Below are 12,323 nucleotides of genomic sequence, written 5' to 3'. Positions count from 1 at the left end.
CCCCTCCCCGTTTCAAACCTCACGCAGCCTTCGCCGCCTTCGCCCGCGCTCCGTCCCAGATCCCGCACAGCCGCGTGTAGCGGCGCGCCATCTCGGCCACGGCCTCGGCATCGGTCAGCTCCGCCTGCATCCAGGCCCGCGCCACGTCACCGAAGATCGTCCGACCGACCGCGAAGCCCTTGACCAGATCGAAGCTGGCCGCGACCTCGAAGCTTGCCGCCAGCTCGGCCTCGGGCGCATCCAGACCCAGCACCACGATCCCGCGGGTGTGGCGGTCGTATTCCTCGATGGCGGCCACGGCCTTGGCCCATCCGGCCGCGTCCGCCATCGGTTCCAGCTTCCACCAATCCGGATAGACCCCGATCTTGTAGAATTGCCGGATCAGGGTCGCGGTGGTGTCGGCATCGACCGGTCCCACCTTGGACGGAATGATCTCGAGCAGGAATTCCAGCCCGTTCCTGCGCGCCGCGGTAAAGAGGCGCTTCACCGTCGCCTCCTGATTGGCCCGCGTCTCGGCATCGTCATCGGGGTGGCAGAAGCAAAGGACCTTCACCACCTCCTCGCGCGCCCATTGGGTCAGACCGCCGCAATCGGGCCCCAGTTCCGGCTCCAGGTCCAGCGGGCGCGAACCCGGCCATTCGCAGGGTCGCCCGATCCAGAGGCCCGACCCGGAGGCCGCATGCAGCGCCGCGCGCCCGATCCGGTCATCGCAGAGGATGCCATAGCCCGGCCGCCCGTCCTGCACCTGGGTCGCCGCCGACAGGCACAGTTCCTTGAAGGCCCCACCCTTCTTGAGCGTGTAGCCCGGCATCTCTTCGAGCTGCATCCGGTGATCGAAAGCGAACACCCGATAATCGGGCCAATCGGGCAGAGAGCGCGTATGGCGGTTGGTCGACCAGTGGACCTGCTCCAGCTCCGCATCGTTGCGCAGATCGGGCTGCTTCACGCCGCGCTTGAGGAAGAACTCCAGCTCGGTCAGCGAGGGATAAGCCGGCGTGCAGCCATGGCGCGAGACCGCAAAGGCTCCGCAGGCATTGGCGTATTCGAGCGCCTTCGGCCAGCTCTCGCCGTCGAGCCAGCCCTTCATCAGACCCGAGAAGAACCCGTCCCCCGCGCCCAGCACGTTGAACACTTCGATCGGGAAGCCCGGGCCGGTCTGGCCGTCATCGAGACTGTCCGGAATATCGCCCTCGAAGGCCACCGCGCCGGCGGCCCCGCGTTTGCACACGAGCGTGGCATCGGAGACTTTGCGCACCGCGCGCAACGCTTCGATCGTATCGGTCGATCCGCCCGCGATGTGGAACTCCTCTTCCGTGCCTACGATCAGGTCGAAATGGTGCAGCGTGGCCATCAGCTTTTCGGTGACCTCGGCGCTTTCGACGAAACGGCTCTCACCCTCGCCATGGCCCGCGACGCCCCAGAGGTTCGGGCGGTAGTCGATGTCGAGCGCCGTCTTCGCCCCATGCTTACGCGCGAGTTCCAGCGCCTTGAGGACAGCGGCCCGCGTGCGCGGATGCGACAGGTGCGTGCCGGTCGCGAGCACCGAGCGCGTCCGCGCGATCAGCGCCTCGTCGATATTCTCCTCGCTCAGCGCCATATCCGCGCAGTTCTCGCGGTAGAAGATCAGCGGGAATTGCTCTTCATCACGAATGCCAAGGATCACCAGCGCGGTCAGCCGCTCCGGATCGGTCGCAACGCCGGTCACATCGACGCCCTCGCGCAGCAACTGCTCGCGGATGAAGCGGCCCATATGCTCGTCGCCGACCCGCGTAATGAGGCCCGACTTCAGCCCCAGCCGCGCCGTCCCGCAGGCGATGTTCGTCGGAGACCCGCCGATATACTTCTCGAACGAGCCCATATCCTCCAGACGCCCACCAATCTGCGCGCCATACAAATCAACGCCTGCCCGCCCAATTGTGATCACGTCGAGGTTTTTCATGCCATGTCTCCGATCCGGATCGGGGCGCCGTTGGAGCGTGCCATCGCGTGGATCACCGTCTCGATCTCCAGACCGGCGGCGAAATCGGGGCCGGCATTCGGCCCGCCCGCGATGGCTGCGCAGAGGTCACGCGCCTCGATCACTTTCTGTTCGTTGAAGCCGAAATTATGCCCCGGCGCGGGGCAGAAGGCGGCGAAATCGGGCTGATCGGGGCCGGTCAGATGCCGGGTGAACCCCGCTTCTCCGGCGCGATGCAGCCACAGCTCGTTCATGTTCTCCTGATCGAAGACCAAGGTGCCGTCCGATCCATGGATCTCCCATTGCAAACGACACTTTCGCCCCCGCGCCACCCGCGACGTGGCGAAGGAGCCCTGCGCGCCGCTCGCGAACCGGATCAGGGCCAGCGCGCTGTCCTCGTTCTCGACCGGCTTTGGCCCTTCGGGGGAGGTGCGCTCGGGGATCGCGATCTGGGTCATCGCGGTCAGTTCCTCCACCGGGCCCATCAGCGCCACCATCTGCGACACGAGGTGGCAGCCCAGATCGCCCAAGGCGCCCAGACCACCAGCCTCGCGCGTCGTCCGCCATGACCACGGGAGGCGCGGGTCGGCGGAATAGTCTTCGTCATAGACGCCCCGGAACGCGCGGGGCGTGCCGATCGTGCCGTCCGAGATCAGCTTGCGCGCCATCTGGAAAGCGGGCGACCGAAGGTAGTTGTAACCAAGGATCGTGACCTGCCCGGGATGCTCCGCTGCGAGCCCGGCCATCGCCCGCGCATCTTCCAGCGTCAGCGCCATCGGCTTTTCCAGCCAGACATGCTTGCCCGCACGCAGGGCGGCGTCGGCCATCGGGCGGTGCAACCCGTTGGGCGCGGTGATCGAGACCACATCGACCGCCGGATCGGCACAGGTCGCCTGCCAGTCATCGCTGCCACGCGCGAAGCCGAACTGCGTGGCAAAGGCGCGGGCCTTGTCGGCCGGTGTATCGCAGAGGATCTCCAACCGGGGATGCGCGCCGCCGAAGACGGTCGCGAGGTTGCGCCACGCCATGGCGTGACATTTGCCCATGAAGCCGGTCCCGATCAGGGCCACGCCAAGCGGAGTTGCGGGCATCGGAAGCGCCATGTCACCCTCAGTTCCTGTCGTCATTGCAGTCCGTGGCAGGGGCACGTCGCGCCCCTGCCGCTTGTCAGATCGTGCCGCCGAGCGAGCCTTCAAGCTGCGCCATCTCCTGGCCACCGGCCATCAGGTCCTGCAACTCGTTCGGCGTGATCTCGCCCCGGGTTGCGGTGCCCAGCGTCTTGCCGCGATTGAGCACGGTGAAGCGGTCGCCCACCGCCATCGCATGGCGCACGTTGTGGCTGATGAACACGACACCCACGCCCTGCTTGCGCACCTTGTCGATGGTGGCGAGCACGTTCGAGGTCTGGCGCACGCCAAGCGCCGAGGTCGGCTCGTCGAGGATCAGAACTTTCGCGCCGAAATAGACCGCGCGGGCGATGGCAACGGTCTGGCGCTCGCCCCCCGAGAGGGTGCCCACTGCCTGATCGGGACCGCGGAGGTTGATGCCCATGTTGCGCATCTCCTCGACGCAGACTTCGTTAGCCCGCGCCACGTCGAAGCGCTTGAACGGGCCCGCCCCTTTCGTGGGCTCGCGCCCCATGAAGAAATTGCGCGTCACGCTCATCAGGGGGATCATCGCGAGGTCCTGAAACACCGTGGCGATCCCGGCCTCCATCGCATCGCGTGGGCTCGAGAAGTTCATCGGCTTGTCCTCGAACAGGATCTCGCCCTCGGTCGGCTTGTGCACGCCCGACATCGTCTTGATGAAGGTCGATTTGCCCGCGCCGTTATCGCCGAGAAGGCAGTGACACTCGCCGGGGCGGATATCGAAGCTGACACCGGCCAGCGCGATCACGTTCCCGAAGTGCTTCTTGATGCCGCGCATCTCGAGGATGGGTTTTGTGTCGGCGGCGACGGCGCCGTGGTGGAATGCGGTCTCAATTTCCATATCAGCGTTCCCCCGTCACGCGCTTGCGGATCACGTTGTTGAAGATCACGGCGAGCAGCAGCATCCCGCCCAGGAAGACCTGGAACCAGTCCTGATCGATCGAGGTGTAGGTCAGGCCGATCACGACCATGCCGAAGATGATCGAACCGAAGAAGGCGCCGATCGCCGAGCCGTAACCGCCGGTCAGCAGCGAGCCCCCGATCACCGCGGCGATGATCGCCTCGAATTCTTTCTGGAAGCCGCGACGCGCATCGGTGGAGCCCGCGTCGATTACGGTCATGATGGCGACGAGCGCTGCGCAACAGGCCGTCACGATGAAGAGCGTCGTCTTCACCCGGTTGACCGGCACGCCCGAATTGGAGGCCGCGTTCTTGTCGCCGCCCGCAGCGAAGATCCAGTTGCCGGCAGGGGTGCGCAGCAGGATCCAGGTGGCAAACAGCGCGATACCGATGAACCACAGGATCTCGACCGGCACGCCCGGCACTTTCGGCGCGCCCGACTTGAACGTGTCGATCCAGCCCCACTCGGCGAGCTTCGCGAAGAGACCCGTGAACGCGTCGCCCGAGAAGAACGGCGCCAGCCAGTCATCGCCCACCGCATCTCGCACGCCGCGCAGCTGGGTCGAGCCGCCGGTGAGATATTTCAGCCCGACGAGCGACAGGCCACGCAGGATGAACAGGAAAGCCAGCGTCACGATGAAGGAGGGCAGGCCCGTGCGGATCACCAGCTGCCCGTTCACCACGCCCATCATGCCAGCGAAGATCAGCGTGCCGGGAATGGCCACGATCAGCGGCAGTCCCAGATTGACCACGAGCGCGCCGAAGATCATCCCCGCGAAGGCCACCATCGAGCCGATCGAAAGGTCGAACTCTCCCCCGATCATCAGAAGCGACGCGCCGATGGCGAGAATGCCGAGCTGCGCGGCGGGCGTCAGGAAGTTCATGATCCCGGACAGGGTGAACATCGAGCCATTCGCGGTGAAGAGAAAGAAGATCGTCACGAGAATGAGCCCGGCGATCGCGCCCAGTTCGGGTCGCTTCATCAAGCGCGCGAGAACTGTTTCCTCGCGGACGCGCTCGTCGGTAACCGTGGAGTCGGCAGGCATTATACCCTCCCTGAGAATGCTGGTTCGTGGCGCTTTCTCTTCCGCGACCGCCCGCGGTGGCGCCGGTGGGATGCGCGCGCGTCGAAGGGCTCGCGCGCATCCCCGTATCAACTCATCCGATGTGGATCAGCGAATGCCCTTGGCCGACAGATCGACCACCTGAGCCGCCTTGTCCTTGGTGATCAGGTTCGGCCCCGAAGCCACGTTCGACGCCGGGATCAGGCCGTATTTCGCGTTGAGAGCGAGGAACGACACCGGCAGATAGCCTTGGAGATACTGCTGCTGGTCGATCGCGAAGGCCGCGTCACCATTCTCGACATCCTTCAGGAAACCCGGAGACAGATCGAAGCTCGCGACGTTGATTTTGCCGCCACCTTCACCCAGCGCCTTGACCGCCTTGACCGAAGGTTCACCCGCCGTCGCCGCACCCAGCGCCAACACGGTGTCGATCGACGTATCGGATTGCAGGGCTGCGCGCACCTTGGCCTCGATATCCGCCGGATCATTCGTGGTCGGCAGCACTTTCACCTGACCGCCGAAGCCCTTGGCGAAACCGGCGCAACGCTGGTCGAGCGAGACATTCCCGACCTCCTGGTTGACGCAGAGCCCGTTCTTGCCACCCATCTCCTTGAGCTTCTCACCCGCGCGTTCACCCGCGGTGAATTCGTCCTGACCGACATGCAGCAGCGCACCGAGCGATTTCGACACATCCGATCCGGCATTCATCGTGATCACCGGGATGCCTGCGGCAACGGCCCGCTTGATCGACGGGCCAAGCGCGTCCGCATCGGGAACCGAGACGACCAAGCCGTCGGGCTCCTGGTTCACGGCGGCGTCGATCAGCTGGCTCATCGCGACCATGTCGAAGGTCTCGGGCGAGCGGTATTCGACATTCACGCCAGTATCCTTCGCCGCCTGTTCGACGCCGTTCTTCACGACCGACCAGAACGGGTCGTTGGCCTGACCGTGCGAGACCACGACGATATCCGTCGCGAATGCCGGTGCAGCGAAAGCCACGGCGGTGGCCGCAACTGCAGCACGCAGAAACTGTTTCATGTGATCCTCCCAGATTCACTTTCTGTTTGTCACCGCACCGCGCTCCTCCATGTCGCGTCCGATGCGGCCCGGCCGATCCCTTCGGCCTTTGAACCACAGGCACCTCCTCGCGCCTGCGATTTCCGTCCACTCCGAGGCAGCGCCTCAGAGCGTCGCCAGATCGACGGCTTCCCCCATCTTGGCGGATTTCGTTGCGGCCTCGGCCATCGCGAGCGCGGCCACGCCATCCTCGAGAGTCACCGGCATCGGGCGACCCTCGGCCAGAGCGGTGACGAAGGCGTCCCATTCCGCCGCGTAGGCGGGCATGTAACGCTCGAGGAAGAAATAGGTGGGCTTGGCCGAAGAGACGCCGGCCACGGTCGATTTCGAGACCGTGTTCTCCAGCATGTTGGCCGCGGTCAGCAGCCCCTCCGAGCCCAGCAATTCGACGCGCTGATCGTAGCCGTAGACAGCCCGGCGCGAGTTCTTGATCACGGCAATGCGCCCGTCTGCATAGGTCAGCGTGACCACGGCCGTATCCACGTCGCCCGCCTCCCCGATCGCCGGATCGACGATGGAGGAGCCAACCGCGCGAACGCTGACCGGCGCACTGTCCATGATGAAATTCGCCATGTCGAAATCATGGATCATCATATCGCGGAACAGACCGCCCGAGACCTTGATGTAGGAGACCGGCGGCGGCGCAGGATCGAAGGACGTGACCGAGAGCAGCTCGGCTTTGCCGATCTCTCCGGCGTGGGCGGCAGAGCGCAGCGCGCCGAAATTCGGGTCAAACCGACGGTTGAAACCGATCATCACGGGCTGGCCGGTTTTTGAAACCGCCGCGAGGCAGGCTTTCGCCCGTTCAAGCGATAGATCGACCGGCTTTTCGCACAGCACGGCCTTGCCTGCCGCCGTCGCCTTCTCGATCAGATCCGAATGGGTGTCGGTCGAGCTGGCGATCAGCACAGCGTCGATGTCGGGATTGGCGATGATCTCCTCGGAACTTGCCGCTTTCGCGTCGTATTTCGCGGCGAGCGCCTGCGCCGCCTCCGCGTTCACATCCGAGACCGCGACGAGCGTGCTGCCCGGATGTCCGGCAATATTTACCGCATGCACCTGACCGATACGGCCGGCGCCCAGCAACCCGACTTTCAACATGCATTCCTCCCAGAACCGATCCGATTCGACCGATGACTGGCGCTAACATCATCCGTTTTGCACGCGCGTGCAAGAATTTTTTGCACGCGCGTGCAAATGGGACTCCGCTGCCGCTCTTTTCTGTGTGTATGCTGGCAAGAAAGCTGATAGGTCAGCTTTTGAGGAGAACCCGATGAGCGACGTGCGCAGACCGAATTTCGAAAACAACATCACCGCCGATGATGTCGCCGAAGCTGCCGGTGTCTCGCGCTGGACGGTCAACCGGGCCTTCAAGAAGGACGCGTCGATTTCGCCCAAGACCCGGACCAAGGTGATGGAGGCGGCGAGCAAGCTCGGCTACGTGCCCGATCTGCGCGCAGCCGCATTGGCCTCGGATCGCTCGAACCTCGTCGCGCTGCTGGTCGATGACTTCGCCAACCCGCATAAGCTGGTGATGATGGAGCGGCTGACGCGCATCCTGCGCAAGCATGGCTGGGATACGCTTCTGGTGAACACGCTCGACCGCGACGATGCGGGCCATGCGATCCTCAACGCCAGCCAGCGCCGCGTCGATGCCGCGATCCTGATCGGGATCCAGTTCGACGACGAGGTTCTCGAGACCGCTCTGCACGCCCGACGCTTCCACAAGCTGATTATCTTCGCGCGCACCTCGCGCCATCCCGACACGATTTCGATCGCGGTGGACGACGCCGCCGCGATGCAGGAGATCGCCGCCTATGTTGCGGAACAGGGCTATCGCCGCCCGCTCTTCCTCGCGGGTCCGCGCACCTACTCCGCGCATCTGCTGCGCAAGGAAACCTTCCTGGGCTGCTGGGAGCGGCGTTTCGGGACCGTCCCCGAATTCGCCGAAGTGCCCGCCTATGACCCGATCCTCGCCGAGCAGGTCGTGACCCGGATTCTCACCGATCGCCCGCGCGACGAAATGCCCGACATCCTCGTCTGCGAGAACGACGCGCTCGCCATCGGCGCGATCGACGTGATCCGCCACAAGCTCGGCCTGCGCATTCCCGAGGATATCGCGGTGACGGGCTTCGACGACGTGCCGCAATGCCAGAGCCCGAATTACGCATTGACCACCTATCGCCAGCCGCTGACGGAGATGGCCGAATATCTGGTCGAAGTGCTCGAAAGCAGCGAAGACCGCGACTTCGACCGCGCGTTCAAGGGCAAGCTCGTCCCCCGCGCAAGCGCCTGACACCGGAGGGCAAGCGCATCGGTCGACGGGGATAGAGGGCTGATCATTCGCCGTGTGACGCACGCATGCCAGCTCAGCGTCCGATCAATGCCGGTTCCTGCACGAGAGAGACACCGAAGCGTGCGCGGACCGTCTCTCGGGCGTGATCGGCAAGCGCGATGACGTCCTCAACCGTCGCACCGCCGAGGTTCACGAGGATCAGCGCGTGCGCTTCAGAGAAACCTGCACCGCCCCTGCGGCCCCCCTTAAGGCCGCAGAGATCGAGAAGCCTCGCCGCCGAGAGCTTCACGCCGCCCGGGACCGGATGCCCCGGGACGTCCGCCAAGCGCCGCGCGGTCGCGACCGAGACGATCGGGTTGTGAAAGAATGACCCGACATTGCCGATGTCCCTCCAGTCCGGGATCTTCGCCGCGCGTTGGGCCAGAACGGCTTTCATGATCCTGTCCGGGCTGAGCGGGCCGGGCAGGTCGGTCAGACCAGCATAGCCGAGATTCGGCTTCCAATCCGTGGGCAGCCGAAGCGTGACCCCGGTGACGAGCTCAACGCCCGGCCTCTCCTTGAAACGGCTGTGCCGATAGGCGAAGCCGCAGTCGCGCGCCGAAAGGTGTCGCGCGGTCCATGTCTCCGTGTCGATAATGTCGACGCTCTCGACCAGATCCTTCAGCTCCACTCCATAGGCGCCGATGTTCTGGACTGGGGCCGCGCCAACGGTGCCCGGTATCCCGGCAAGGTTCTCGAGGCCGCCGATACCCTGCTCCACCGTCCAGCGCACCAGGGCATCCCAGTTCTCACCCGCCTTTGCCGTGACGCGCACACCATCGCAAGCGCGCGTCACGCTACGACCAAGCAATCCGTTGATCCCGACCACGCCGTCGATCTGCTCGGTTAGCACGCAGTTGCTCCCGCCGCCCAGCAGGTGAAACGGCAGACCAAGGTGCCCGGCATATTGCGCGGCGGCGATGATCTCGGCTTCTGTGCGCAGCAACCCGCCGAACCGGGCCTTCGACCGCAAGCCCAGCGTGTTTCGGCGGCCCAAGTCGAAGGCGGCCTTCAGCGGTGTCGGCGACTGCGCGACGGGGGGCGTCCACGCAGGGGCCCGGTCAGCGCGCGGAGCACCGGTCAGCTGACCTGCGTTCATGTCACCGCGTCGCGGATGACATAGGTGCAGCGGCGACCGCCCTCGACTATATGTTCAACCCGCTCGACCGAGACATCCTCGCCCAGAACAGCCTTGAACACCGCCTGTTCGGCCCGACAGAAGCCCTGACAGAAAGTCGCCGCGGCGCAGATCGGACAATGGTTCTCGACAAGGAGAAGGGTGCCGTCCCCATCACGCTCGGCAGAGGCCATGTAGCCTTCGGCATTGCGCAGTTCGGCCAGCTTCTCGACCCGTGCGGCCAGATCGCCACACCCCTCCATTTCCGCCTCGTAGAGCGCCTGCGTCGTCGCCTCTCGGGCCTCGATGATGCGCTCGAGCGCCTCCTCCCCCAGAACGCCGGAAATGCTGCGCAGAATCTCAACGGTCAGCGCAGCATGCGTGTCCGGAAACTGGGCCTGCCCCTTTTCGCTCAGATGCCAGAAGACCGCAGGTCGCCCCCGCCCGGAGGCGCGACGTTCATCGGCGACCAGCCCCTCTTCGGCGAGTTTCAGCAGCTGCTGCCGCGCGGCCTCTCCGGTGGTGCCGAGGCGGGCCCCGACCTGCGCCGAGGTCAGCGCCCCGTGCATCTTCAACGCCATCAGGATGCGCTCAGAGGCGGAGCGCAGCGACCAGCCTGAATCTTCCATCGCGTATTTTTCCAAGCTATCGCTTGACATATTCGCCTCAATATTTTTCAAAGCACTTACTTGATTTATTAACCCGCCGCAGGCTGCGGCGCAACCACCCCCGCAGGAGACCTGACATGGCTTTCGAACTTCCCGCACTGAACTTTTCCCATTCCGCGCTGGCTGACCGCGGCATGAGCCAGGAAACGCTCGAACTACACCACGACAAGCACCATCAGGCCTATGTGACGGCGCTCAACGGCTTCGTCGAGGAGACCGCCGACCTTCAGGGCAAGACTCTGGAGGAGATCGTCGTCGCCACTTACGGCGATCCCGCACGCGAAGGCATCTTCAACCAGGCGGGACAGCACTGGAACCACATTCATTTCTGGAACGCCCTTTCGCCGCAGGGTGGTGGCATCCCTGGCGCACTCGAGTCGCGACTGATCGCCGATTTCGGCTCTGTCGACGACTTCAAAGCGGCGTTCAAGGCCGCAGCAACCGGGCAGTTCGGTTCGGGCTGGGCCTGGTTGATCCAGAAGCCGGACGGAAGCCTTAGCGTGACCAAGACGCCGAACGGGGTGAACCCGCTCGCCACCGGCGAGGGCACGGCACTGCTGGGCCTCGATGTCTGGGAACACAGCTACTACGTCGACTTCCGCAACCGCCGGCCGGACTACGTGACGAACTTCCTCGACAATCTCGCAAATTACGAGTTCGTGGCGTCGAACCTCGCCTGATGCACCGAGCGCCGTGCGCACCACCTGCGCACGGCCTCTTCCAAGCTCATGAGCCGCTCCCCATGACATACGTCGTCACCGAAAACTGCATCGCCTGCAAATACATGGATTGCGTCGAGGTCTGCCCGGTCGATTGCTTCTATGAGGGCGAAAATGCTCTCGTGATCCACCCCGATGAATGCATTGACTGCGGCGTCTGCGAACCCGAGTGCCCCGCCGACGCGATCCGTCCCGACACCGATCCTGACGGCGAAGGCTGGGTCGACTTCAACCGCAAATATGCAGAGGTCTGGCCTGTCATTGTCGCGATGGGCACCCCGCCCGCGAATGCCGACGAGATGGATGGCGCGCCGAACAAGCTGCAAACGCATTTCTCGCCCGAGCCGGGGCAAAAAGGATAGTCATGAGCACTGAACTCTCACAGGCTTCCTATGCGATGATCGACGCCGGGCTGGACACGCAAGCTGCGTTCCGCGAGGCGATGTCTGCGCTGGCCGCAACCGTTTGCGTTGTGAGCGCCGCGCGGGACAGCGACCGCGTAGGGCGCACCGTAACCGCAGCGCTCTCGCTGGCGGTCGATCCGCCGTCGCTGCTGGTCTCCATCGACTCCGGCGCCCGCCTGGCATCGCTGATCCGCGCGCAGGGCGGGTTTTCCTTCGCGATGCTGCAAGCGGACCAGCAGGCGGTGGCCGAGGCTTTTGCCGGCAAGGTCGCGCCGGAGGAGCGGTTCGAGCACGGCGCATGGGATACCTGGCCCTCCGGCCACCCGCGCCTGCGCGGTGCCTTGGCGGCAATGGACTGCGCCCTCGTCGGAGAGATCGAGACGACCGATCACGTGCTGTTCGTCGGGCGTCCACGGCATATCGACCTCTCCGCGTCCCGCAAGCCTCTGGTCTGGCACGGACGTCATTTCAAAACCATCACCCCGCTGTGACGGTTTCGACAGCCCCGAGATCCGGGCGGACTACGCCCGTTGGGGCTATCGTGCATCGTTCCGCTACATCACCGGCGTGCCGGAATGGTCCGCGGCGCACAAGCCTTCCAATAGGCTCGCAGGTTCAAGATCTACCTAGCAACGCAACCGGTCGACATCCGAACAGGGATCGATGGGCTTGTTAATTCCATTTCGGGGAATTTTGATCTCGACCCTTTCTCAGGGGGCTTCGTCGTGTTCCGCTTGAAGGAACGGGACAAGATCAAGATCAGCTTCCGCATTGCCTCCACGGCGTTTGCAGCAAGGCCATCTTAAACGCAAAGAGCCTCGCGTGTAGCGAGGCTAGGCGTTTGATATGCTTTAGAAGATTTGGTTGCGGGAGTAGGATTTGAACCTACGACCTTCAGGTTATGAGCCTGACGAGCTACCGGGCTGCTCCATCC

At 64.5% G+C, this 12,323-nt stretch carries 12 protein-coding genes; 4 read left to right on the top strand and 8 right to left on the bottom strand.

Going from position 1 to position 12,323, the window contains the following annotated elements; all coding sequences use genetic code 11:
- Positions 1-19: 19 nt before the first annotated feature.
- The 6 genes from iolC to iolG all read right to left on the bottom strand — a co-directional run bounded on the left by iolC (position 20) and on the right by iolG (position 7,247).
- On the bottom strand, positions 20-1,939 hold the full coding sequence (iolC, locus tag BMI86_RS17115; protein ID WP_078542410.1) for a 5-dehydro-2-deoxygluconokinase: 1,920 nt from the start codon (positions 1,937-1,939) through the stop codon (positions 20-22).
- On the bottom strand, positions 1,936-3,084 hold the full coding sequence (locus tag BMI86_RS17110; protein ID WP_246831756.1) for a Gfo/Idh/MocA family oxidoreductase: 1,149 nt from the start codon (positions 3,082-3,084) through the stop codon (positions 1,936-1,938). The genes iolC and BMI86_RS17110 overlap by 4 nt, the downstream gene beginning before the upstream one ends.
- Positions 3,085-3,124: 40 nt before the next feature.
- Positions 3,125-3,946: an ATP-binding cassette domain-containing protein gene (locus BMI86_RS17105; RefSeq protein WP_078542408.1), complete on the bottom strand. Its 822-nt coding sequence runs from the start codon at positions 3,944-3,946 to the stop codon at positions 3,125-3,127.
- 1 nt (position 3,947) lies between these two features.
- Complete coding sequence (locus BMI86_RS17100) at positions 3,948-5,051, bottom strand: ABC transporter permease (RefSeq protein WP_078542407.1); 1,104 nt, start codon at positions 5,049-5,051, stop codon at positions 3,948-3,950.
- A gap of 126 nt (positions 5,052-5,177) precedes the next feature.
- Complete coding sequence (locus tag BMI86_RS17095; protein WP_078523447.1) at positions 5,178-6,107, bottom strand: sugar ABC transporter substrate-binding protein; 930 nt, start codon at positions 6,105-6,107, stop codon at positions 5,178-5,180.
- Between the two features lie 144 nt (positions 6,108-6,251).
- Positions 6,252-7,247: an inositol 2-dehydrogenase gene (gene iolG / locus BMI86_RS17090; RefSeq protein ID WP_078542406.1), complete on the bottom strand. Its 996-nt coding sequence runs from the start codon at positions 7,245-7,247 to the stop codon at positions 6,252-6,254.
- 172 nt (positions 7,248-7,419) lie between these two features.
- Between iolG and BMI86_RS17085 the strand changes: the two genes are divergently transcribed.
- Positions 7,420-8,442 (top strand): LacI family DNA-binding transcriptional regulator, encoded by a 1,023-nt coding sequence (locus BMI86_RS17085; protein WP_078542405.1) that lies wholly within the window; start codon positions 7,420-7,422, stop codon positions 8,440-8,442.
- Between the two features lie 73 nt (positions 8,443-8,515).
- Here BMI86_RS17085 and murB read toward each other — a convergent pair whose 3' ends face one another.
- Both murB and BMI86_RS17075 read right to left on the bottom strand, forming a co-directional pair.
- Positions 8,516-9,580, bottom strand: coding sequence for a UDP-N-acetylmuramate dehydrogenase (gene murB / locus BMI86_RS17080; protein WP_078542404.1), 1,065 nt, complete (start codon positions 9,578-9,580; stop codon positions 8,516-8,518).
- Complete coding sequence (locus BMI86_RS17075; RefSeq protein ID WP_246831755.1) at positions 9,577-10,257, bottom strand: metalloregulator ArsR/SmtB family transcription factor; 681 nt, start codon at positions 10,255-10,257, stop codon at positions 9,577-9,579. Before BMI86_RS17075 ends, murB begins: the two co-directional genes overlap by 4 nt.
- An 86-nt stretch (positions 10,258-10,343) precedes the next feature.
- Between BMI86_RS17075 and BMI86_RS17070 the strand changes: the two genes are divergently transcribed.
- From BMI86_RS17070 to BMI86_RS17060, 3 genes are all read left to right on the top strand, one after another.
- Positions 10,344-10,946, top strand: coding sequence for a superoxide dismutase (locus tag BMI86_RS17070; RefSeq protein WP_078542402.1), 603 nt, complete (start codon positions 10,344-10,346; stop codon positions 10,944-10,946).
- A 62-nt stretch (positions 10,947-11,008) separates the two neighbouring features.
- Positions 11,009-11,347: a ferredoxin FdxA gene (gene fdxA, locus BMI86_RS17065; RefSeq protein WP_078542401.1), complete on the top strand. Its 339-nt coding sequence runs from the start codon at positions 11,009-11,011 to the stop codon at positions 11,345-11,347.
- A gap of 2 nt (positions 11,348-11,349) precedes the next feature.
- Positions 11,350-11,880: a flavin reductase family protein gene (locus tag BMI86_RS17060; RefSeq protein WP_078542400.1), complete on the top strand. Its 531-nt coding sequence runs from the start codon at positions 11,350-11,352 to the stop codon at positions 11,878-11,880.
- Positions 11,881-12,323: the final 443 nt, after the last annotated feature.

Source organism: Thioclava sp. DLFJ5-1 (genome assembly GCF_002020115.1).
GTDB classification, from domain to species: domain Bacteria; phylum Pseudomonadota; class Alphaproteobacteria; order Rhodobacterales; family Rhodobacteraceae; genus Thioclava; species Thioclava sediminum.
Note: the sequence above shows the minus strand (reverse complement) of the source record. Positions and strands in the feature narration are given on the sequence as shown.